Genomic DNA, 24,111 nt, shown 5'->3' with positions numbered 1-24,111 from the left:
CGCGCTATCCCAGCGCAGCGGTGTTCAATTGCAGGATCGGCAACAGGATCGATAGCACGATCCCGACCACCATCACGGCCATGGCGATGATGATGCCCGGCTCCAGAAGGCTCAAACCCACTGTGATGGCGCCGTCCACATCCGCTTCCATATGTTCAGCGGCGCGTTCAAACATCTCCGCCAGCCGCCCCGAGCGTTCCCCGGCCGCGACCATGTAGACCATGAGCGGCGGGAACCAGCGCGCCTGACGCAGCGCATCCGCCAATCCCTTGCCGGTCTCAACCTTGTCGATCACGTCGCTCATCATATCCTGAAACGGCAGATTGTCAGACGCCCGCCGCGCCGCGCGCAAAGCTTCGGGCAGCACCGCGCCGGCATTGATCAAGATCGCCATGGTACGCGCAAACCGCGCCGCTTCCACCTTGCGGGCGAACCCGCCCAGCCCCGGCAGCCCCAGCTGCGCGCCTTGCACCGCGCGCTTCACCGGCTCGCGCCGGATCGCGACCGCATAGGCCAGCCCGGCGCCCAGAAGCAGCAGCACCAGGACCGGCCAGCTCGCCTGCAAGCCATTGGACAGCGCGATCATCACCCGCGTCAGCAGCGGCAGGGTCATGTTCATGGTGTCAAACTGCTCGGCGATCTTCGGCACGATGGCCACCAGCAGCACGCACACCACCAACAGCGCCACAGCGCCCAGAACGCTGGGATAGATCAGCGCCGCGCCGACCCGGCGCTTCAAGGCGCCGGCTTTTTCCAGATACTCCGCCAACCGGTCGAGCACGCGGCCCAGACCACCCGCGCCTTCGCCCGCCGCGACCATGGCGCGATAAACGCCGGGGAAGCTGTCAGGATAGGCGGCCATGGCTTCAGACAGACGTTCGCCTTCGGTGACTTTCTCGCGCACCCCCATCAGCACGCGTTCCACCGGCGCCTTGTCCGCCTGACCGCCGACCAGCCCAACGGCTTCCTCAATCGGCATGCCGGCGTCGATCAAGGTGGCGAGCTGGCGGGTGACGCCGGTCAAATCGTCTTCAGACAGGCCTTTGGGCTTGAACAGAGTTTTGAGTACGCCGCTCTCTGAGCGATCACTGGCGCGACCGACCGACAAAGGTGCGAGCCGACGGCGACGCAATTCCTTGCGCGCGGCGGTTTCAGAATCCGCCGACAGCATGCCTTTGGTGCGCTTGCCCGCCGCGTCCAGGGCTTCGTATTCAAACGCCGCCATCGCGCTCGCCATCCTCGCGGCACACCCGCATCACTTCAGCCAGGCTGGTCTCACCGGCCTTGGCCAGCTCAACGCCGGACCGCCACAGCGTATGGCGGGTTTTGAAAGCATGACGCGCAATCTCGTTCTCGCGCGCATCTTCATGGATCATGGAGGCGATGGCGTCATCCACCACTAAAAGCTCATAAACGCCCCGGCGCCCGGAAAAGCCCGAGCCGCCGCAGGCGTCACATCCTTTGGGCCGATAGATGATCGCGCGCTCGCCCTCGCCAAGCTCCATCATGCGGCGCTCGCCCGCGTCCGGCTCATAGGCCTCCTTGCAGGACGGGCATAGCCGGCGCACCAGACGCTGGGCCACCACCGCCTTGATCGTGGTGGCCAGCAAATAGCTCTCAACGCCCATATCGCGCAGGCGCGTCACCGCGGCGGCGGCGGAATTGGTGTGCACGGTGGACAGAACAAGATGGCCCGTCAGGGACGCCTGAACCGCGATTTCGGCGGTTTCCACATCGCGGATTTCGCCCACCATCACCACATCGGGATCCTGGCGCAGGATCGCCCGCAAACCAGCGGCGAAGGTCATGCCGACCTTGGTGTTGACCTGGGTCTGGCCCACGCCCTCAACGGCATATTCCACCGGGTCTTCCACGGTCAGAATGTTGCGGGTCTGATCATTGAGCAGATTGAGCCCGGCATAAAGCGTCGTCGTCTTGCCCGCCCCCGTGGGGCCGGTCACCAGCACCACGCCATTGGGCTGGGCCAGCACGGTCTGGAAGTCAGCGAGCTGGGCCGGTGACATGCCCAGCTGATCGAGGGTGAAGCGCGCGCTGTCCTTGTCCAGAAGACGCAAGACCACTCGCTCGCCATAGCGTGACGGCAGGGTCGACACGCGCACATCCACGCCCTTGCCCGCCAGCGTCAATGTCAGTCGCCCGTCCTGGGGCACGCGTTTCTCGGCGATATCGAGCCGCGCCATCACCTTGATGCGGCTGGTCAGCGGCGGCGCGAGACGCCCGCTCAGCGAGACCATTTCGCGCAAGACGCCATCGACGCGAAGCCGCACCGACACCCGGTCCTCAAACGGCTCCACATGCACGTCAGACGCGCCCGACCGCACGGCCTCTGCAATCAGCCCGTTGATCAGGCGAATGATCGGCGCGTCAGACGCGCTATCCAGAAGGTCTGCGGTCTTGGGGATGTCATTGATGATGTCAGACAGGCTCTCGCCCGCTGCATCCTCGGCTGTGTCGGACATGGAATGCGCCAGACCGTCAAAGGCGTAGATTTCTGACAAGGCGCGATCAAAGGCGCGCGCATCCAGCGTGCGCATCTCAAGCGCGGCGCCCGCCGCCCGTCGCGCCTCCAGAAGCGCAAGCGGATCGAAATCCTCGCGCAGCAAGAAAGCCGGGGCGTCCCCGGTCTGGAGCGCCACGCCGCGCTCGCGCGCAAACCCGTAGTTCAGAGGCTTCAAGACTTACTCCTGCCCGGCATCCGCGTCCGGCAGCGGACGGGCGAAGGGATCGCCGCCGCCCATCATCATGTCGACGATGGATTCAAGGCTCGACGCGCCGCCCGTGGCGTCACGCTGCTGGCCGACCGCATAATCATAGCTCGTCCGGGTGACGTCGCGCATGCTGGCTGCGTCCCGCACAATGGTGGGGCGGATGAACACCATCAGATTGCGTCGCGTGGTGGAGCGGCTGTCATTGCGGAACAAACGCCCTGCGCCGGGAATACGGCTCAGCCCCGGCACGCCGCTTTCCGCTTCCTGCTCATCGGTCTCGATCAGACCACCCAGCACGATGATTTCACCATCATCAGCCAGCACTGTCGTCTCGATCTTGCGCTGATTGGTGATCAGCTCAACGAAATCTGCGCTGACAGGCCCCGCCACCGAGGACACTTCCTGACGGATCTGAAGCCGGATGGCGTTGCCGTCATTGATCTGGGGGCGGACATAAAGCTGCACGCCGACGCTTTCGCGTTCGATCTGACGGAACGGATTGGAATTGTTCGAGCCTAGCGTCTCGCCCGTGGTGATCGGGATTTCCTGACCCACCATCAGATTGGCTTCCTCGTTATCGAGCACCATCAGCTGGGGTTTGGAAAGCACGTTGGAATCTGAATCCGTGTCGAGCGCATTGACGATGACGCCAAACAGCGAACCGTCATTGAGCTCACCACCAAAGCCGAACGCGCCGCCGCGGGCGTTCACCAGCGAAGACAGCGCCAGATTGCGCAAATTCACATCTGTGCTGCTGGTCGTGTCGCCGCCATCCGATGTCAGCCCGCCGGTCAGAAGCGCGCCCGTCAGCGCCAGAAGATCCGGCTGCCGGGTCGAGCCATAACGGGTGTAGGCGAAGGGGGTGGCGTCATCGCCATCGCCCGCCAGCAGGAACTGGACGCCCAGATCGCGCGCAGTCTGGTCTGAAATCTCGACGACAATGGCTTCCACCTGCACCTGCGGGCGGCGCACATCGAGGCGGCGGATGACCTGTTCAAGGTCGCGCAGCACGTCCGGATCGGCGTTCATGATGATGGCGTTGGTCGCGGGATGGTGCGCGATGGAGACAGGACGCCCGCCCGTGTCAGACGCATTCATGGATTCAGTGAACTGCTCGAGGATCGGCAGCAGATCATCACCGCGGGCATGGTTCAGCGCCACCACGCGGAAGGTCTGGTTGGAGGCGCTGACCGCATCAATGCGGCGCACCAGCGAGACCATCTCGCCCACGGCCGCAGGCTCGCCTCGAAGCAGAAGCGCGTTCGAAGACGACACCGCCGCCAGCGTCACATTGGCGGGCGCGTCGCCACCCGAATTCTGGGACTGCACCTGCAAGCGCCCAATAATGTCCGCCATTTCTTCGGCGGGGATGTTCTCCAGCGTCAGCATCTCGACTGTGGAGGTATCGCGATCCACTTCGCGCAACGCCGCCTCGATGGCGCGGACATTGGAGGCGAAATCGACGATGACAATCAGATTGCCAGAAGCGATGGAGTTGGCCGCGCCATACTGGCTGAGCATCGGAGCGATCGCGCGCACCGCGTCCAGCGCCGCCGTGTTTTGCAAGCGATGCACGGAGCTGAGGATGACAGAGTCCGAGCCCGAGGCCGCCAATGGCGCGCCCATACGCACGCTGTCCGTTTCAGGGACGATCTGATAGACGCCCGGCGCCATCGGCAGGGCGGTGTATCCGTTCACCCGCAGTGTGGAGAGAAACACCTGAAAGGCTTCATCAGACGTCAAAGGCGTCTGCGAGACGATGGACACCCGACCCCGCACCTCGGGATCCACGACGAAGGTATAGCCGGTCATCAGGGCCATATCGTCGATCACCGCGCCGATCTCGGCCTCGCGGAAATTCAGGGTCTGGCCAGTGGATTGTCCATAAGCCGGCGCCAGGGCCGCGACCGCGAGAACCACCGCTGTCGCGATGCCGGAAAATGATGTCATGATCGCCTGCATGATGCTTGGCTTTCCCCTAGAGCGCCGCTAACGCAGCGACGTTTCCACAGTGATGTCTTCGCCGTCGCGCCAGAGGCGCACCACCGCCATATCGGCGGATTCCAACAGCGCGAAAGCGCGCACAGCCGCCGCTTCGCTGGTGAGCGGCGCCGCGTTCAAGCTCAGCACCACATCGCCGGGTTCAAGCCCCAGATTTGCAAGCTGAGCGGTGTCGCCGCTGACGCGCAATCCGCGTACGGCGCCATTCGCATAATCCGGCTCAAAGTTAAGCCCTGTCAGCCAGCCACGCGCCATCTGCCGTTCGCTCATCTGCACATTGGCGCCGACGGTCTCAAGTGGCGCCGCTGCGGCCTCGGGCGCGGCGCCGGACTGGGCGCGGCGACGGCCCGCATCGGTCAGAAACAGGCTTTCCAGCACGCCGCGGCGATTGATCACCACACGGTCGGCGTGAACTTCTTCCAGCACGATGTTCGCACTCAGGGTTTCACCGGCCGCGACCCGCAGCTGACCTTCGCCGGGAATGTCGATGATGGCGGATCCGTCACCGGGCGTCGCGCCTACTCGCACACCGCGCAATGTGAAGCCGAGCCGGCTTTCCGGAGCGACCGGCGCCGTATTCTGGGCGAGCGTGGCGAACACGCCGCTCAGATCGCCGATTGATTGCGGCGCTGATGCTGCTGATCGGGCTGCGCCGCCCGACGGGCTGACATCCGCGCGCAAGGCGTCAGAGCCGTACAGTGCGAACCAGATCGCTTGCGATACGACCAACGCAATCATAATGACCAGCGCAGCCTCCACAGCATGACGCAGCATCGCAAGCCCCGAGATCGCCTCGGGTCTGCTGGCTGCGGTCTTGCTGGCGTGCGCGGTAAGCATCTGTGCGGTCAGGCCTCTACGGAAGGGTGGTGCATCGTACACGGACGTTGGATCGGCGCGAACCCATGATTTCGCGTCCCGCTTGTGCGGCACGCTCTGAAAGCAGAGACAAGCGCGCAGACCCCAAGGTCCGCCCGCTTGCATCTGTATTAGGTCTGCAATGGCGTAACGGGGCGGCGCAACGCCGCCCCGTCAGTCATCCTAGAACCGCGCTGTCAGGCTGACAGACACGGAGCGCCCGCGGGCGTAGGTGTTGAACTGAGTCTCACCAATGCCTTCGCTGACCTGATACTCGATATGATCTTCATCGAGCAGGTTGCGCGCATTGATGCTCAGCGACAGGCCCTCATAGATGTAGTTGAGGTCCCGGCGATAGGTGGCGTCCAGGATCACGCCCGGATCTTCCATCACGTCGGGAAGCTCGGCGCCCGGCTGGCTCAGGCCACGTTGCAGAACGCGGTCATCCACCCAGTTGAGCAGCAGGTTGAATTCGTCCTGATCACTCGCCCAGCCCAGCTGTGCGTTGATGATGTTCTCAGGCGTGCCCTGCAGCACCGAACCGTCAAGGTTATAGGTCGCAGCCGGCTGCAGGCTCTGGCTGATCGGATCAAAGATCAGATCGCCGGCGCCCGCTTCAACTTCTGAGTCGGTGTAGGTGTAGTTGATGCCGAAGCGCCAATCCCGATCCGACAGGAAGAAGATGTCGCCAGGAATGTTGAACTGGGTGCGATATTCCAGCTCGAGGCCCTGAACGACAGCCTTCGGCGAGTTGATGAAGGTGGTTTCGAACACGAAGGTCGAGGTCGAGAACTGCACTTCTTCAATCGGGTTGGTCAGTTCTTTGTAGAACACCGCGCCGGTGATGAACTGATCGCGGCCCAGATAGTATTCCACACGCGCGTCATAGTTCTTGAACTCGGTGTCCACGAGGCCCGAGTTACCGCGATAGGCGCGGCCGGATTCAGGATCGAAATAGCTCGAACGCGCCAGTTCACGGAACTGCGGGCGTGCGATGGTTTCCGAATACCCGACCCGCAGCTGAAGATTTTCAGCGAAGGTCCAGGTGCCCGTGAAGGCCGGCAGGGTGTAGTCATTTTCAAGGTCGACCGTCCCTGCGCCCAGATTGCCGAAGCGATCAAAGGTTTGCACGGACTGGGTCGCTTCTTCACGACGCACGCCGAAGGTGGCGCGGATGAAGTCGGTGAACTCTACGTCGGCCTGGGCGTAATAGGCGTCCACGTCCAGCTCGCCGGTATAGGAGTCGTTGGTGGTGGAGAGTTCTTGCAAGATGAACCGCGTCGGCGCGATGTTGTCCGGCGAGAACAGGAAGTCAGGACGCGCCACGCGAACATCGTCCGGCAGCGAGTTGCCGCCCACGAAACGGAAGGCGTACAGATTGTACTCGCGTTCGGTGCTCGACGTGTCGAAACCGGCCGAGAGAACCGTGTCCCAACCCATCAGGTCGAGATTGTAGAGCGCGTCGCCGCCAAAGCTGGTGGCTTCATCGGTCAGATCGCTGAAGCGGATGTCGTAGCTGTTGGCCACGAGATAGCTCGGCTGACCCGTCACCGGATCGATCAGACGGCGCAGCGTACGCTCATAGGGCGCGTCGCGGGTGGATTCCGCATAAGCGCCGCGCCAGCTCAGCTCAAGATCGCCGAAGATGTGCTCGCCGTTAAGCTGGAACATGGTGAGCTCGCGCTCGTACCAGCCGGTCTGCTCGTCATGAATCTCACCCGTGGCGCCCGGTGCGTTAAAGTCGGTGCCGGTGGTGATTTCAGAGCGCTTGTCGGTGTCATGCGAGTAAAAGACAAGGCCCTGGACTTCATGGTTGTCCAGACCCGCAGACAGGGCGACCAGAGCGTTCGTGGCGGCTTCAAAACGACCTTCAGCAGCCGTCTGGTCGTTACCGATGATGCCGCCCAGCACGCGCTGGCGGCTGGCTTCGCGGTATGACCAGTCGCTGTCATAACCAGCGGTCGCCACAACGCCCAGTTCAAGCTGGCCCAGCATGTGCGAGGCGCCGGCTTCGAAGCTGAACGAACCGGTCGGCAGGTATTCGGTGTTCTGGATCACGTTGACCGGCGAGTTGGTCAGGCTTTCACCAGCGTTTTCGATGTAAGCATCGCTCTGGCTGTTCAGCGGCGTGCGCGTCGCGATCAGATCCGTCAGCGGAGACGGCATGCTGCGCAGGCCATCGTCATAGCCGGTCCAGTCCTGGTCGGCGCCCGAATGGGTCAGACCATCCTGGAACGTGGCTTCGCTGTTATAGGAGACGCCGGCCTTGAGGCTGAAAAAGTTCTCATCCGGGCGACGCACGGTGCTCATATTGATCAGACCGCCGCCGAATTCGGCCGGCAGGTTGGCCGAATAGGTTTTCTGGACCTCGATGCCTGACAACAAATCAGACGGGATGAGATCCAGCGGCACGGTGCGGCGAAGCGGTTCGGGGCTCGGGAGCACCGATCCGTTCAGCAAGGACGAGGAGTAGCGATCCCCGAGGCCGCGCACATAGGCGAAACGGCCGCCGACAATGCTGAGGCCGCTGACGCGCGCCAGAGCGGCGGCGGCGTCTGAATCGCCCGTACGAGCCAGGTCTTCAGCCGACAGAAAGCTCGCAACCTGTGCGGTGCGACGCTGGGGTTCGGGGACGTACTGGTAGCGCACGACCACCACGTCTTCGACTTGATTGGAAGCGGACGCGGCCTCCGGGTCCGCCTGCTGCGCGAAGGCAGCGGACGGGGCGAGGAGGACGCTCGAGGCGAGCAGCGCTCCACGCATGAGTTTCATCGTATTCATCATCAGAACCTTTTGTCAGGTCATCACCAGCAAGCTGCAGGAGGCGGGGCCGCCGACGCACTGCGCCGACGGCCCGCGCTCAAGTGCGCTTAGCAGGGAGAGGACGCTTCCAGGCCGCAAGACCAGCCCGCCCACCAGCGGTCAGAGCTGTTCTCGACGGCGCCGATATAGGTGACCGGCTCGAACCAGGCATCCAGCGTGGTCGGGTCGAACACCGGACGCGCATTCTCAGCGGTCCCGTTGACGAACGTGCCAGACAGCGTGGCTGCGGTGGCGGTGGTGTTGTTCGAACCCTGATCCACAGCGCCTTGTGCAGCGGCGGTGTCAGAACCCGAGCGAGCCAGACCGGCGTCACAATCAAACAGAACCGAGTCAAAGCGCGGATCGTTGTTGATGTCGTAGCCGGCGACGCCGTCACCAGCGCTGTCCTGCCAGCGGAAGCATTCCTGGCCGTAGTCGACCACACCGTTGACATAGCGGCCGACGGTGCCGGTGTTCAGGCGGAACGCGTTCGAACGGTTACCGATGAAGGTGAAGTTCGACAGCGTAGCGTTGGACAGCGGCGTGACGCCGTTACCCGCGCTGGAGGCTTCCACGATGTTGTCACCCAGCTGATCGTTCTGGACCACGATCGCGAACTGGATGTTGCCCTGATAGCCGTTGTCGGTGTCGATGGAGTCGTCTTTGTTGCCGGTCAGGACCAGGTTGCGGACGTTGACGTTGCCGCCGAAGAATTCGACGCCGTCATCTTCGTTGTTGTGAACCTGGACGTATTCCACCGTGGTGCCGCGACCGATGCCGGCGAAGGTGATGCCGTTCAGTTCGTTGCCCGCAGTGTTGATGGCGAAGCCGGCATATTTGAGCTGCATGAAGCGCAGCGCGCCGGAATTGTCGTCAGCGTCGTTGCCGCCATAGATCGCATCCGGGTTGGTCACGCCTTCCACGATGTTCTGGCAGTCGCCGCCTGCGACCGAACCGGTCGAGCAGCGGTTGATCGGCGCCTGGCCGAGCAGCACCAGACCACCCCATTCCGCGGTGGCGGTGTCGGGATCAACCTGGTTGCCGGTCAGATCGTTTTCAGAGGTGAAGATCACCGGGTTTTCGCGGGTGCCGTTGGCGAAGATCTGAGAGCCGCGGTTGACCACGATGTAGTCAGCGCCGCTGTCGCCGAACAGGGTGACGCCCGATTCGATGGTCAGCACAGCCGGATCAGCATTCGCTGCCGTACCGTCAGCGCCGGCATCGATGCCAACGTCCACGCGACCGGATATCTCGTAGACATTGCCGCGCGTCAGGCGCAGATCGTCGGTCAGAACGCCGGAAACACGGCAGATGGTTTCGCCGTTCAGCTCAAGACCGGTGTCCGCAGTGCCGGTCGGGCAAGCGGCTTCCGGGAACAGGCCGAAGGTCCAGCCGGCCGCCCAGTTGGACGTCTCGGTTTCAGCCGAGCTGAAAGCGCCGGCATAGCTGGCCGGCTCGAAGAAGGGGTCCAGCGTGGTCGGATCGACCGCGGTGACGCCCTGCTCGACCGGACCCGGGAACAGGCGAGAGGCCAGCGAGTTGGCGCCGACCAGATTGTTCGGATCCGCAGCAACGGCTGCAGCCGGAACGCCAGCGACAGAGTTCGAGGAGGCCAGGCCGCCGTCGCAATCAAACACGACAGAGCGGAAGCTCGGGTCGGTCGCTGCGTTGAAGCTGGTGTTGCCGTCGCCAGCGCTGTCCTGCCAGCGGAAGCATTCCTGGCCGTAATCGACCACGCCGTTGACATAGGTGCCGACGGTGCCGGTGTTCAGGCGGAACGCGTTCGAACGGTTACCCACAAAGGTGAAGTTGGAGATCGTCGCGTCAGACGCCGGCAGGGCGCCCGGAGCCAAGCTGGAAGCTTCGACGATGTTGTCGCCGATGTCGTCATTCTGAACAACGATCGCGAACTGGATGTTGCCCTGATAGCCGTTGTCGGTGTCGATGGAGTCGTCTTTGTTGCCGGTCAGGACCAGGTTGCGGACGTTGACGTTGCCGCCGAAGAATTCGACGCCGTCATCTTCGTTGTTGTGAACCTGAACGTGATTGACTTCGGTGCCTGCGCCGATGCCGGCGAAGGTGATGCCGTTCAGCTCGTTGCCTGCGGTGTTGATCGCAAAGCCGGCGAAGCGAACCTGCAGGTAACGCAGAATGCCCGAATTGTCGTTGGCGTCGTCGCCGCCATAGATGGCGTCAGGGTTGGTCACGCCTTCCACGATGTTTTCGCAATCGACAGAGCCCGGAGCCGCCGCAGCGCTCAGGCAGCGGTTGATCGGCGCCTGGCCGAGGAGCACCAGACCACCCCATTCCGCGGTGTTGGAGCCGCCCAGGTCGGAAGCGTCAGCAGCGCGGCGCTCAATGTCAGCCTGGCTGGTCATGATGACCGGCTCAGAGGCGGTGCCCAGCGCTTCGATCTGCGAACCGCGGTTCACGACGATGTAGTCAGCGCCCGATGCGCCGTAGACGACTGCGCCCGACTCGATGGTGAGGCGTGCGGACTGGCCGCCCGCCTTGTTGCCGTCTGCGCCGATATCCGCGCCGACATCGATCCGGCCGTTGAGGCGGTAAGCGACGCCGTCAACAGCTTCCAGGGTCAGGTTCGACAGGATCTGGCCGCTGACTTCACAGGCCGTGAAATCGCCGACAGAACCGGTTTGGGTGAAGCCGGTCGGGCACGACACCGTGCCGCCACCGCCGCCACCGCCGCCGCCGCCGCCGCCCGGAGGCGTGCCTGGGGCTGACGGGCCAGGAGAAGCGATATCGGATCCTTGCGAACACGCAGCGATCACGGCGAAGGACGCACCTGCAAGCAGCAGTTTCAGCTTGGACATTTGAACTTTCATCAGAACCCCCCGAGGGACTTTATGTGGCGCAACACTCAAAACACGCCGCACTGGCTGTTAGCGCAGGCGGTCGCTCGGGGTGTGAAAAGACAGCAAGAATGTTACGCGAGGTTCTCAATTGCGTGACGAAGCCGTGACACGCCATCTGCGCGAGGCTTGCTTATGCGCCGCAAGCGCCATCCGCGCTTCGGACGCAGTTGGATTCGCCAGTCCTCACTGATCCTGACGCAGGTGTGGCGCCGGTGCACATATCATTAAGGGTTTTGTGAAGTTTGGATGACGCACACGGTTTTCACCTGTGACGACATATGTCTCAGGCTCGAGATCCGTAACGAGCCTCGAACACGTTGCGAAACGGCGACAGATCCTGTCCTGCCCCGCGCGCCAGTGCGATAATCTCATCCGCCGGGCGGTCTTGCGACTGCGCCAGCGCCCATCCCAGCATCGAGCGCGCGCCTGACCGGCAAAAACCCAGAACCTTGCCGGACGCCTGCTGCGTCACCGCATGAATACGAGCGATGTCAGACACACTGATCTGCGCCCCCTGCATGGGGGCATGCAGATACTCCAGACCCGCAACACCAGCCGCCGCCTCGATCACAGCTGAAGAGGGCTGCCCCGGCTCTTCGTCATCAGGCCGGTTGTTGATCAACGCGGCAAAGCCCTGATCGGCGAACGCTTGCACCTGATCGGGCGTGATCTGCCCCGAAATGAAAAAGTCAGACGTTACCGGAACACAGACCATGGTCTCGCTCCTAAAGCGCGTCGAAGGGGATTTTCAGATAATGAACGCCATTATCCTCGGCGGGCGGCAATTCGCCGGCGCGCATATTCACCTGCACGCTGGGCAAAATCAGATTGGGCATGGCCAGCGTCGCGTCACGCCGTTCGCGCATGGCGACAAAGCTGTCTTCATCAACACCGCCCCCGACATGGATGTTGGAGGCTCGTTCCTCCGCCACCGTGCTCTCCCAGGCGTATTCATCCCGGCCCGGCGCCTTGTAGTCATGGCACATGAACAGGCGCGTCTCGTCAGGCAAGGCGAAGATTTTCTGGATGGAGCGATACAGCGTGCGAGCGTCACCCCCGGGAAAGTCACACCGCGCCGTGCCAAAGTCCGGCATGAACAAAGTGTCGCCGACAAAGGCCGCATCCCCGACGACATAAGTCATGCAGGCCGGCGTGTGCCCCGGCGTGTGCAGGGCGCGCGCTTCGAGTTCGCCAATGAAGAAGCGCTCGTCCTCTTCAAAGAGATGATCAAACTGCGAGCCGTCACGCCGGAACGCATCCTCGGCGTTGAAGACGTCGCCGAACACCGACTGGACGGCGCGGATATTGGCGCCGATCGCCAATTGTCCGCCCAGCTGGGCTTTCAGATAGGGCGCCGCGGACAAATGATCGGCGTGAACATGGGTTTCCAGCACCCAATCCACGTCCAGCCCGTGCTCTCTCACATAAGCGATGACGGCATCCGCGCTTTTATGAGCGGTGCGTCCCGACTTGGGGTCGTAATCAAGAACGGAATCAATGATCGCCGCTTTCGAGCTGGCCGGGTCTGAGACCACATAGCTGACCGTGAACGTGTCCGGATCAAAAAAGGCTTTGACCGTCGGGTTCAGAGTTGAAGCAGGGCTTGCCATCTTTAAACAACGCCTCCTTTGGGAGCCTGGGGGCCGAAGGCCTGGCACAAGGCCGACACCAGTTTTTGGATGCGCACATCCGCCAGGCTGTAATAGACGTGCTTGGCGTCCCGGCGTGGCGTGACAAGACCGGCATCACGCATGCGCGCAAGATCGCGCGACAGATTGGGCTGGCGCACGCCTGTGCGCGACTCGATCTCAGAGACCGAACACTCGCCTTCCATCAGCTCGCACGCCACCAGCAAACGCCCCGGATGAGCGAGAATTTTCATCAGGCTGGCGACTTCATCCGCGCGGTCGCGCAACTCAACCAGATCTAGTTCGGCGCCCATGGATCGGGACCCTTGTCTATTCAATTTGAACTTACGTGTTTTGATAATTGAAATCCTGACCGCTAGTGACAAGTCTTCCTCACAGTCAAACTTTCTGTTCCTATGACACAGGCGAGCCTCGCGTTCGCGTCACTGACGCATTTGCTGTGACCGGAGGTCGCCGATCTGATGAACCCCATGCTTCTGCTCGCTCTCAATCTTGGCTTTGTTTTATTATTGTTTTCAGCCCTTTGGGCGCTCGCCCAGATCAACCGGGACCCCAGTTTCATTGACGCCTTCTGGGCGTTCTCCATCGTCCTGATCGCGGTTCTGAGCTTCACCCTCAGCCCTGGCGCGACATGGCGACACATGCTGATTGTCGGGCTCACGACCTTATGGGGGATGCGGCTGGGCGTTCATCTGTTGATGCGCTGGCGGCATGAAGGCGCAGACCGGCGCTATACCAAATTGCTCAGTGATGTGCGCGAGAAGCGCGGCTGGAGTTATGCGCGGACCACGGCGCTGTTCGTTTTTGCGCCCCAAGCCGTTCTGTTGTGGCTGACCAGCCTGCCGGTCCAGCTGGGCCAGGCGTTCGCCAGCGAAGCGTCGTTGGGCGCTCTGGGCTATGCTGGCGCCGCGTTGGCCCTGTTCGGCATCGGGTATGAAACTCTGGCCGACGCCCAGCTCAGCCGATTCAAACACGACCCGTCCAAGCAAGGTCAGGTGCTTGATACAGGTTTGTGGGCGTGGAGCCGGCATCCCAATTATTTTGGCGAAGCCTGCGTCTGGTGGGGGCTGTGGCTGATCGCGGCGGAGACCGGCTGGGGCGCACTGGCCCTGCCTGGCCCGGTCTTTGTGACCTTTACGCTGCTCAAACTGTCCGGCGTCACGCTCCAGGAAGCGAATATCGAAGACCGGCGTCCGGATTATGCGCGCTACAAGGCAAGAACCTCAGCGTTTGTGCCACGTCCGCCCAGGTCAGAGTCATAAATCGAGTGATCAGGTCCGGCGCGTAGGCGGAATACTGAAGCCGTCAGGCGCGCTTTCAAGGAAGCGCTCCACAAAGCGCATGGCGTCTTCCGCCCGGCCTTGCGACATATCAGAACAGAACCCGTAGAGTGCAGTGCCGCTCAGTGCGAGACTCAACAGACCGACGCTCGCCATCACTACTATTAGCCGCATATCGCCCTCCCCGGCGCTTACGAGGGAAGACTAACATTACGCGATGTTCATTAACAAGCGGAAAGGTTCGGGTCAGACCGAATCCCGGTCGGCTTCTTCAAACATGTCGCTGGCAGACGGCGTGGCCATGGCGGAGCTGGCGCTCTTGAGCGCTTGTAAGGCTTCCTGGACGCTCGTTTCCATCAAGGCCGCAGCGCTTTCCACGCGCTGACTGGCGGCGTCATAGCGGTTTACGTCCAGCTGGCCGACCGCAGCTTCAATCCGCTGCGCCGCTCCATCAACACGTTGGCCGATTTCACCGGATAAGGTTTCCAGACCCGCCCGGAAATCCGACAGCGCCGCATCCATGCCGCCCGAGGGAATGGACTGGGCGATCGTTTTCATCTCTTCACGGAACGCGCTCAGTTCAGCGGCGATATCGACCTGACTTCCAAGGCGGGTCTCATGCAGCGCCGAGGCCGCAATGTCATCAATATCAACCGTGTCCGCACTTTCATCCCAGATGCGCGACGTGGCGTTGATCTCGTCGAGCGCATCTTCCAGCACGTTGGCGAGTTCGGCGTCCGGCGCCGACGCGTCGAGATCCGCTGCGCCGTCTTGATCCTCCAGCGCCAGAACAAAGTCATCATCATCGTTCTGATCAAACGATTCATGAGCGTCTTCCGACGCGTCTACAGCGACCGTATCCTCGTCCGCGCCCACCTCGTCCGCACTGTCGTCAGCCGTGACGGCCAGCTCAAACTCGTCTTCGGCGTCAGAGCGCTCTGCCCCGTCTGCGTCGGTTTGATCGTGATCGTCGAAGTCAGCCTCCACCGGGGTCAGAGACGCGTCCGGAGTCTCTGTCTCAACCACAGCCTCAGTTTCAGCTTCAGCTTCAGGCTCCGTGTCTTCAGGGCCTTCATCAAGGATCACGACCGGGTCTTCATCTATGGGTTTGACGAGATCCCAGTCATCCTCTTCAGACGCGTCGAACGCATCCAGATCAACCGTCGCATCATCCAGATCAAAGTTGTCGTCATCGGGGGCCGCCGCAGGATCAGCGCTCTCAGGCTTTTCGTCGAGATCCCATTCGTGTTCAGCCAAATCCTGCATCACCGCTTCGCCCTCTTCATCAGACAGCGCCTGATTCTGGATGCGGTAATCTTCCTGTCGGGGCAGGTCTGGCTGTCGCGCCAGATGGACGGCTTCGCTCGTGGGGTCGCCGAACAAGGTGCTGGCCAGCTCATCACAGGCGGCGTCCACATCGTCCACATGGTCTGTCGGCGCGCACAGCGCCCAGGTCAGAGCGCCAAGCGGGGAAAAGCGCACCCGGTCGCTGACCGCCCGCTCCAGGAACAAGGAGGTAAAGCGCTCAAGTCCCGAAGCCAGCGCGTCCGCATTCGCGGTTTCCGGCGGTCGCAATTGCAGAATGAACGCGGCCTCGCCCTCGCGGGGTTGAACAGCATCTGCGGTGGCGAGCTCCATGAGTCCCTTCCCGGAGCGAATCACCCCGGTCCCTGCGTCAGTTAGACTGACACCAGATCGCACTCACCTTGCGAAGGTCTTAACATAGCGTGACATGGATTAATCGAAGCCTATGGCGCTGGGCAGGCCCTGACCGCCAGGTGACATCGCCACCCCGTCCGCGTGAATGATCGCCACGGGGTTTTGTCCCAAATGGGCTCCGCGCATGGAGGGCGCATCATCAATGGCGTGCACCACCAGACCTGGCGCAAAGCGCGGCTCTTGCCGGGAAGTCTCCGGCGCGATTTCAGCGCGCGACACCTGCAACAAGGTCAGGTTGGACAAGGCCCGCACATCCGCATCCACCCCGGCGCCGTTTTCGATCACCAGCCGGTCCGCATACACCCGCAAGGGCGCCTGCGCATTCAGGGGTGTGTTGTTGATCGCCAGGAAGGGACGCTCCACGGGGCCGGAACGGCCATTATCCGTGCTGGAGAACACATAGGCGAGCGGGGCGTTCGAGGGCGCGAACAAGGCCAGCGCATTCGCCGTCACACGCGCCATGACCAAACGCTGGGCGGCGCTCATCACATCCGGCAACCGCACTTCCACACCGTCGGCAAACCGCTCGGGCAAATGGGTGAAACCCTGACCGGCCTGCGCGCTTTCAAACAACAGCGCGCTGTCGCTCGCCAGCTGGACCGGATAGCGCTGCTGGGAGATTTCACACCCGCCATCATCGCGCTGGCGCTGCAAGGCTATGGCGACATCATTCACAAGACCCTGCCGGGCTGTCGGCAAATCCACGCGATAACGGTTCTGGCCAGAACCGCTGAGCCGGCGAGAATCAATCAGTTCACCGTTCAGCGCCACATGAGCGACGGTGGTCACCCCTGTCGGACCGTCCGGCAGCCGAAAATCAAGACCTACAGCATCAGCGACCCGGCCTTGCGGCGACTCCGCCAACACGTAGCTGAAGCGCCATTCGCGACGGTCAGCAACCTGCTGCACGCTGGTGTCCACGCCCAGCCGGTCAAGGGTCAGCACCGACGGGCCTTCACCCGACAGGAATTGGACTGGATTGACCGAGATTCCACGGGCGATGGCAGACAACTCGCTGGTGAGAAAGCGCACAGTGTCGATACGCTCCGCATCCGTGACGGCGACCATGGTGTGTCCGGCGCGCCGCCACAGGCTGGCGCCCGCAGGGGCACGTTCATCCACTGACAGAAACCCTGCGCGCTGCAGGTTTTCACGCGAGCCCGCCAGGATCACGCCTTCCGCGCCTGCTTCCACGACCGCCGACGCGTCAGCGAGGTTGATCATGGTGACCGAAAAACCGTTCCGATTGAGCCGCGCGCCCAGCCGGGTCGCGATCTCGAACCAGGCCTCGCCGTCATCCATGGCGATCACCACCTGGCGCGGGGTCAAGGCCAGCACGTCGCGCACCGAGGTGAGCGGGCCCTCAAGCTCGATCTCCAGACCGGAAGTCGGAGCCAGGCTGAGCACCGCGCCCATGGAGCGGTCCGAATGGCAGACCTGGGCGGATACGTCTCCAGCCAGCTGCACGCCGACACGCGCATCCGCGGCGCCTTCAAGCTGTTCGGTCAGGTCGAACACCCAGGTGAAATCCCGTTGGCCTGGCGCCAGCACCCGCTCCATCACGCGTCGGCCATTCACCGTCACCCGCAACGCCGTCACGGCGTCCACGCTGACATCCTGACGGCCGCTCAGAACGAGCCGGACCGCACGCGATCGCTGATCGCGCACCAAAGGCAGGCTGGCGGAGGCGTAAGAGGGATATCCAGACACGACGAGGCCGTCTTCATGGCCCGCGTCCGCCAGGCTGACGTCATAAAGACCATCACGGCCAAGCGCCGCCTGCGCGCTGGTCATGCGATCAAAGACCTGGCGCACGAACAATCCGAACTCGCCCTGTCCGGCGTTCAGCTGTCCCGAGACGAAGAGCGTCGCCACGCTGGCGAGCGCGACAATGCCAAGGGATGCAGAAAACCAGGGAAATCTGCGCTTGTACTCACGATTGGTTTTCATGCTGGATTAGCCCCGGACCTGTCGCCGCCCCCGCAGCGATAAAACGCTTCACGACAAGACCTGTGAGCCTTCGACGCGTTTCTTACCCAACCTTTAAAGACGTCAACTCGGGCGGCGTCCCGGCGATACTGTGTCATCATTGTGGTGACCGTTCATATCCGGAGAGAAAAACCGGCGCGGAAGATGGCGCCGCCATAATCGCGGGTCTGGATGTTGGACTCATTGTCCAGATACCCAGCCGCCACAAACGCGCTGACCCGCTCTGCAATCTGGCGCTCGTAACGCGCCTCGATCTCAAAGCGCTGATCTGAACGCGCGACCGGCTGAAGCGCCGAAAAGGCGCCGTCATAATCGCGGTCACGATAGTCAGCGACCAGCGCGGCCGAGCTTTTGTCATCAAGCGACCAGATGACTTCGCCCCGCAGACGGGCTTCCTCAAAGGAAAACCGCTCTTCTTCGGCGTCGGCCTGTTCGAAATAAGCCGAGATGCGCATCACCAGAGTGTCATCCGCAGGCCTGAAAAACTGCTCGAGACCGACCCGCACCCGCTCTGAGTCCAAGCCCTGAAGATCGGCGCGCTCGAAATCATAGGCGTTGGCGCGCACGCGGAAGACGGTTTCAAGTCGCTGATCGCCTTGCGGGCGCCAGCGCAGCTGCGCCTCGGCTTCCGGACGCGTCCAATGAGCGCTTCCATCCCGGCTCAGCGCGCTATAGCCGGCCGCCAGACGAACCTGCAGGCGGTTATCAGCTGTGGTGTTCCAATATTGCCCCCGCGGCGTGACCAGCACCGAATTGAGTTCGTCCCGATCAGCGTATCCGCGCACGCGCAGCTGCCCCTCGAAACGGAGCACCTGTCGGCCTGCAAGCGGCTGTACGCGGCGGAGCCAGGTATTTGAGTCAAAACTTGTCTCAAGATCGAACACCGCCGGCCCTGCGGAGGCCAACGCCTCATCGGCTGAAAACGGATCAGACCGAGCGATCATGTTGGTCGATTGAAGCTCGAAACGCCCGTCAGCCTGGGCGGCGCCCGCGCTCACGACAGCCAGCCCAGCCGCCAACATGCTGGTACGCATGGAATTCGCCATCATGTCCCCCGTCTTCACCCGTCAGTCCGGATGAATTGCCCTTCCGAATTCCGACTGTTAATGCTTCGTTAAAAGCCACAGTCAACCAGTACGCGATCAAATCTGAACGCGCCATGAAGCGGTAAGGCGTCCCGACCATGCTCAAAGACACCGACCCGCCCCTTCGCAATCCCTCTCGCAAAGCGCATGCCGCAGATGCACAGACCGAGACGGTCCTGAAACGAGACACTGCGAGAGTGCGCCTGGATGATCAGGGCCGCAAGGCGGACTTCTTTCGCTCTGTGGATTCTGCGCCTGTCGGCGTCTCCGTCGCGCGTCCCAGAGAGGTTCAGGACTTCGCCCTCGCCGCGTTCGCCTTTTTCTCCATCATCCTTCTGGCGCTGCCCGAGCTGAGCCGCGCATTGTTTGATGTCGCCATACCGCGAGACTACGTCGGCTTCACCGCAGACCGAATGAATGCGGTTCTGCCGGTCCGCACCTTCCTTCTGAGCTTCTTTCTGACTTATGCGCTGTTCGCCTACGGCACGCCGGGCAAACGGGTCGTGCTGGCGATGAGCTTCATGCTCAAGCTTGCGCTGGCCTGCATCGTGATCGACCTGGCCGCCTGGCTGAGCTGGCGATGGGCCAGCGCGGTCTGGCCGGTCCATTTCCAGCAATTTCTCGCCGGCATGGCTGGGCTTATCATCTTTCCGCACACCCTGATCAGCCAGGCGCGCCTGCCGACTGCTTCAGGAACTGCGGTGCTGCGTGACGGCAAGCTGTACGAATACGGCCTGTTGTTCGTCACGGGCGGCGTTGCGGCGATCGTCGCCATTCTGGTGTCGTCCGTTTTCCAGCCTGAAGCTGATTATCTGCGCTCGATCGCGCTGCTGGGCGGTATGGGACCCGGCGTCTTCCTGGCCCAACAAGTGATGGGGGTGCAGCTGGCTGTTCTGGGATGGGGGCGCAACCAGATCTCACGCCGCCGCGCCTTTTCGCCCCCGGTCGCGGTGATGATTCCGGCGCACAATGAAGCCCACCAGATCCGCGAAACGCTTCTGGCTGTGGATGCAGCGGCGGCGCACTATGACGGCGATGTGCGGGTGATCGTGATGGAGAACTGCTCCCATGACGACACGGCGCAACTGGCGGAGACGACCCTGGCGCGGTGTGAAAACCTGGCGGGCTGGATCGTCGACACGAGCACGATTCCCGGCAAGGCCCGGGCGCTCAATCGCGGCCTCGACCTGATTGAGGAAGGCTTTGTCGTCCGCATCGACGCCGACACCGTGATTGCGCCCGATACGCTGAAAACCGCCATGCGCCATTTCGCCCGCAACGCAGTGGGCGGCGTCGGCGGTCTGCCTCTGCCCCATGCGGATGAGGGGCTGTTGTCCAAGGTGCGCGCCATCGAGGTGCTGATGCGCCATGGCTTCGTTCAGGTGGGCTTCGGCGCGTTCGGCGGTGTCTTCGGCTTGCCCGGCATGTTCGTGATCTATCGCAAATCGGCGCTGGACGAGGCGGGCGGCTTCACCGAGGGCATGAATGGCGAGGACACCGACATCACCTTGCGCATGACCTCGCTGGGTTATCGCATGGTCGCCGACCCCAAGGCCAAATTCTACACCGAGACGCCCGACACGCTGGCCTTCTTGCGCGAGCAGCGCACGCGCTGGTTCCGTTCGCTCTACCATGTCACTGCGCACAACCGGGATATGCTGTTCCGCAATGGCTCGGTGATCGGCAATGTCGCCTTGCCGTTCACCCTGCTCAACGGCGCGCGGCGGGCGATGATGACGCCGCTGCTGATCTACGGCCTGATCGTGTTCTTCCTGTTTGGCGGCGTCTATGGCCACCCCAGCTTCGCAACCGTCGTGGCCGTTGTGATGGGCATGCCCTTTGTGCTGGCGCTGTTCGTGCTGATCGTCTGGAGACGGCTCGACCTCATCCCGATCCTGCCGCTTTACATGGGCTTCCGATTCCTGCGCTCGTATTACACGCTGGGCTCGACGCTTTCGCTGATCTTCCCAAGCGGCAAGGCCGAGCGCGCCTTTGACGCGCCCAAGCCCCGTCAGAAACCGCCGCTTGCCGGCTAGGCCGTCACCTCGTCATCCTTGATCCTGAAGAACAGGGCGTACAAGACCGGCGTCGCGATCATGGTCAGGATCGTTGCGAAGGCCAGACCGCAGATAATGGTCACCGCCATGCCTTGGAAGAAGGCGTCAAAGATCAAAGGCGTCATGCCCAGGATCGTCGTGCCCGCCGCCAATAGCACCGGTCGCAAGCGGCTGACCGAGCCCATGAGGATGGCGTCATAGCGCGGATCGCCGCGCGCAATGCGTTGGTCCACCTCGTCCACCAGCACGATGGCGTTCTTGATCAGCATGCCCGACAGGGACAACAGCCCTAAAAGCGCGGTGAAGGAGAAGGCCACATTGGTCGCCAGAAGCCCCATGCTGACCCCGCAGATCGACATCGGAACAAGCAGCCAGATGATGAGTGGCTGCCGCACGCTCTGGAACAGGACGAAACTGATCACCAGCATGACCAGGAAGCTCAGCGGCAACACGCCGCCCAGCGATTCATTAGCTTCGCTGGAGGCCTCGTATTCTCCGCCCCACTCGACCGAATACCCATGAGGCAGGTCAATGCCGCTGACGATTTCAGCAAAGCGGGGGAACGCTGAGGCCGCCGTGGTGTCATCAGAGGCGGGATTGCCCTGCACCGTCAGAGTGCGCACGCGGTTGCGACGCTGAATCAGGCTTTCATGAGGCTCAACAGCAAACCCGCTGACAACCTGGCTGATCGGCACATAGGCGTCCTGGGACGGGCTCCAGATCAACCGGTCCGTCAGGCTGTCGGGTTGAGCGCGTTCATAATCGGGCGCCCGCGCGATGATCGGGATCAGCAGATCGCCTTCGCGGAACACGCCCACTTGCGAGCCCGAAGTGGCGTAGCTGAGCGCATCCGCGACATCCGCCCGGGTGACGCCGATAGTTCTAGCGCGATCAGGTTGGATTTGCGGCACAAGCACCAGCTCGCGATTGCGCCAGTCCGTCCGCAAGTCTCGGAACTCGCCCGCCACGCTGAGCCGTCGTAACGCCTCCTCGGTCAGAGAGCGCAGCACCTCTGCGTCAGGCCCCATGAAACGCGCTTCAAGCTGAGCGCCGGAGGGCGGACCAAACACGATCCGCTCGGACCGGGCTTCGAGTTGAGGATACGTCTCGGTCACATAGGCCATGATGGCGTCCGCCAGCGGCGGAATCTCGTCCAGCGTTTCCGTCTGGACGATCAATTGACCATAGGCGGGATTGGGCTGCTCGCTTGTATAGGTCAGCATGAAGCGCGTCGCGCCCCGGCCCACGAACGCATCCACAGAACGGGCGTTGTCCTGTTCGCCGGCGAAGCGCGCCACATCGCGGATCACCTGATCGGTCGCCAGGATGTCCGAGCCCTGGGGCATGGTCATGTTCACGTAGAACATCGGCGTGTTTGAATTCGGGAAGAAGGCCTGTTTGACCGAGCCGAACCCGATGATGGACGCGATGAAAACCACCACCAGCGCGAGCACTGTCAGGATGCGGTGCTTCAGCGCGGTCGCCAGCATATTGCTGTAGAGTCCGTAAATGCCGCGGCCATGCGGATCGTCTGATCTGGCCTTTTCGCCCTTGAACAAATGATACGCGATCATTGGGGCGACCGTGATCGCCAGCACCCAGCTCAGTACCAGCGAAATCCCGATCACGGCGAACAGGGAGAACAGGAACTCGCCGGTCGAGTCCGGCGACAATCCGATCCCGGAAAACGCCATGATGCCGATGACTGTCGCGCCCAGAAGCGGCCATTGGGTTGAGTTGACCGCGTCTTCGGCCGCTTTCATCCGGTCATCGCCGCGCTGAACAGAGACCTGAATGCCTTCGGTCACTACAATGGCGTTATCCACCAGCATGCCCATGGCGATGATCAGCGCGCCCAAAGAGATGCGCTGCATGGTGATGTCGAACGCGTTCATGAAGAACAGCGTGCCCAGAACCGTCAGCAACAAGACAACGCCCACCGTCACGCCGGCGCGCCAGCCCATGAACAGGCACAACACCCCGATCACAATGCCGACCGACATCGCCAGATTGACCAGGAAGCCGTTCGTCGCTTCAGCCACGACGGTGTGTTGCTCATAGATGGGCTTCAGCTCCACACCGACCGGCAGGTCCTGTTCAAGCTCAGCGAGCCGCGATTCCACCGCTTCGCCCACATCCACGATATTGGTGTCTTCAAGCCCTGAAACGCCCAAGGTGAAGGACGGTTCGCCATTGTGATAGATGTAGACGTCCGCCCGCTGGACCGGCGCACGGGTCACAGTGGCGATGTCGGACAGACGCAAGGTTTGACCCGCATCGCGTGGCGAAATCAGAAGGTTTTCAATGGATTCAACGCCGCCGATGGATTGGGGCATTTCAATGCGCAAAAGGCGGTCACCCGAGGGCGACTCACCGGCAGAGACCACGGCGTTTTCATTGGAGAGCGTCGACAATACGGCTTCCACCGGAAGCCCCAGCCGCGCCAGGTCCTCCTGAGAGATTTCGATGTAGATGCGTTCATCTGTGACACCGGCGACTTCGACCTTGGAAACGCCTTCAACGACCAGCAATTCGCGGCGCAGATCATCGGCGATATCGCGGATTTCACGATCCGAATAGCCCGGCGCCGTGACCGCATAGAGAATGCCGTATACATCGCCAAAATCGTCGAGAACCTGAGAGGCGCCAGCACCGGGCGGCAAGGTCGGAGCGGCGTCCCGGACGCGTTTGCGCAACTCGTCCCAGATCTGCGGCAATTCGCTGCCGTCAAACTCGTCGCGCATGCGCACATGAATTTCACTGACGCCGGGCGCACTTTCCGAATACACCTCATAAAGCTGGCTCATCTGCTGAATGGCGGTTTCCAGGCGTTCGGTGACCTCGTCTTCCACCTCTTCGGCGGTCGCGCCGGGATAGGGCGTGACCACGATGGCTTCCTTGATGGTGAAGGACGGGTCTTCCAGACGCCCCACCGACATGAAGCCCTGGATCCCGCCAAACAGGCAAAACAGAATGACAAGCCAGGTCAGAACCGGGCGCTCGATGGACAGCCGGGCAAGATTGAACTTGCCGCCGACCGCAGACTGGGCGGTTTCGGTCATGGTCAGACGC

16 protein-coding genes are annotated in these 24,111 nt (G+C 62.3%); 2 read left to right on the top strand and 14 right to left on the bottom strand.

From position 1 onward, the window contains the following. Window positions 1-4: 4 nt before the first annotated feature. The 9 genes from ACQ66J_RS09130 to ACQ66J_RS09090 form a co-directional block, all read right to left on the bottom strand. Window positions 5-1,225: a type II secretion system F family protein gene (locus tag ACQ66J_RS09130; protein ID WP_430431376.1), complete on the bottom strand. Its 1,221-nt coding sequence runs from the start codon at window positions 1,223-1,225 to the stop codon at window positions 5-7. Further along, entirely contained in the window at window positions 1,212-2,696 is a 1,485-nt protein-coding gene (gene gspE, locus ACQ66J_RS09125) for a type II secretion system ATPase GspE (protein WP_430431375.1), read from the bottom strand. Before gspE ends, ACQ66J_RS09130 begins: the two co-directional genes overlap by 14 nt. Window positions 2,697-2,699: 3 nt before the next feature. Further along, entirely contained in the window at window positions 2,700-4,679 is a 1,980-nt protein-coding gene (gspD, locus tag ACQ66J_RS09120; RefSeq protein WP_430431374.1) for a type II secretion system secretin GspD, read from the bottom strand. Window positions 4,680-4,718: 39 nt separating this feature from the next. Next, complete coding sequence (locus tag ACQ66J_RS09115) at window positions 4,719-5,567, bottom strand: type II secretion system protein N (protein WP_430431373.1); 849 nt, start codon at window positions 5,565-5,567, stop codon at window positions 4,719-4,721. A gap of 201 nt (window positions 5,568-5,768) precedes the next feature. Next, window positions 5,769-8,369, bottom strand: coding sequence for a TonB-dependent receptor domain-containing protein (locus ACQ66J_RS09110; RefSeq protein WP_430431372.1), 2,601 nt, complete (start codon window positions 8,367-8,369; stop codon window positions 5,769-5,771). Window positions 8,370-8,455: 86 nt separating this feature from the next. Further along, window positions 8,456-11,230 carry a hypothetical protein gene (locus ACQ66J_RS09105; RefSeq protein WP_430431371.1) on the bottom strand — a complete coding sequence of 925 codons (2,775 nt, stop codon included), beginning with the start codon at window positions 11,228-11,230 and terminating at the stop codon, window positions 8,456-8,458. 313 nt (window positions 11,231-11,543) lie between these two features. Next, the gene (locus ACQ66J_RS09100) at window positions 11,544-11,975 is read right to left on the bottom strand and encodes a TIGR01244 family sulfur transferase (protein WP_430431370.1); all 432 of its coding nucleotides are present in this window, start codon (window positions 11,973-11,975) and stop codon (window positions 11,544-11,546) included. A 10-nt stretch (window positions 11,976-11,985) separates the two neighbouring features. Further along, window positions 11,986-12,870: an MBL fold metallo-hydrolase gene (locus ACQ66J_RS09095; protein WP_430431369.1), complete on the bottom strand. Its 885-nt coding sequence runs from the start codon at window positions 12,868-12,870 to the stop codon at window positions 11,986-11,988. Window positions 12,871-12,872: 2 nt separating this feature from the next. Further along, on the bottom strand, window positions 12,873-13,202 hold the full coding sequence (locus ACQ66J_RS09090) for an ArsR/SmtB family transcription factor (RefSeq protein WP_375550078.1): 330 nt from the start codon (window positions 13,200-13,202) through the stop codon (window positions 12,873-12,875). A gap of 177 nt (window positions 13,203-13,379) precedes the next feature. Between ACQ66J_RS09090 and ACQ66J_RS09085 the strand changes: the two genes are divergently transcribed. Beyond that, window positions 13,380-14,171 carry a DUF1295 domain-containing protein gene (locus ACQ66J_RS09085; RefSeq protein ID WP_430431368.1) on the top strand — a complete coding sequence of 264 codons (792 nt, stop codon included), beginning with the start codon at window positions 13,380-13,382 and terminating at the stop codon, window positions 14,169-14,171. A 9-nt stretch (window positions 14,172-14,180) separates the two neighbouring features. Here the strand turns inward: ACQ66J_RS09085 and ACQ66J_RS09080 are convergent, their stop codons facing one another. From ACQ66J_RS09080 to ACQ66J_RS09065, 4 genes are all read right to left on the bottom strand, one after another. After that, window positions 14,181-14,363 carry a hypothetical protein gene (locus ACQ66J_RS09080; RefSeq protein WP_375550080.1) on the bottom strand — a complete coding sequence of 61 codons (183 nt, stop codon included), beginning with the start codon at window positions 14,361-14,363 and terminating at the stop codon, window positions 14,181-14,183. Between the two features lie 72 nt (window positions 14,364-14,435). Then, window positions 14,436-15,827, bottom strand: coding sequence for a hypothetical protein (locus tag ACQ66J_RS09075; RefSeq protein WP_430431367.1), 1,392 nt, complete (start codon window positions 15,825-15,827; stop codon window positions 14,436-14,438). Between the two features lie 99 nt (window positions 15,828-15,926). Beyond that, window positions 15,927-17,858: a hypothetical protein gene (locus ACQ66J_RS09070; RefSeq protein ID WP_430431366.1), complete on the bottom strand. Its 1,932-nt coding sequence runs from the start codon at window positions 17,856-17,858 to the stop codon at window positions 15,927-15,929. A gap of 152 nt (window positions 17,859-18,010) precedes the next feature. Next, entirely contained in the window at window positions 18,011-18,931 is a 921-nt protein-coding gene (locus ACQ66J_RS09065) for a hypothetical protein (RefSeq protein WP_430431365.1), read from the bottom strand. Between the two features lie 149 nt (window positions 18,932-19,080). On the opposite strand from ACQ66J_RS09065, the gene ACQ66J_RS09060 reads away from it, so the two are divergent. Beyond that, the gene (locus ACQ66J_RS09060; RefSeq protein ID WP_430431364.1) at window positions 19,081-21,018 is read left to right on the top strand and encodes a glycosyltransferase; all 1,938 of its coding nucleotides are present in this window, start codon (window positions 19,081-19,083) and stop codon (window positions 21,016-21,018) included. Here the strand turns inward: ACQ66J_RS09060 and ACQ66J_RS09055 are convergent. Then, a complete protein-coding gene (locus ACQ66J_RS09055; protein WP_430431363.1) occupies window positions 21,015-24,101 on the bottom strand; it encodes an efflux RND transporter permease subunit in 3,087 nt (1,028 codons plus the stop codon). The two genes, ACQ66J_RS09060 and ACQ66J_RS09055, sit on opposite strands and share 4 nt — an antisense overlap. Between the last annotated feature and the right edge of the window lie 10 nt (window positions 24,102-24,111).

Source organism: Oceanicaulis sp. (assembly GCF_965284345.1).
GTDB lineage: Bacteria > Pseudomonadota > Alphaproteobacteria > Caulobacterales > Maricaulaceae > Oceanicaulis > Oceanicaulis alexandrii_A.
Note: the sequence above shows the minus strand (reverse complement) of the source record. Positions and strands in the feature narration are given on the sequence as shown.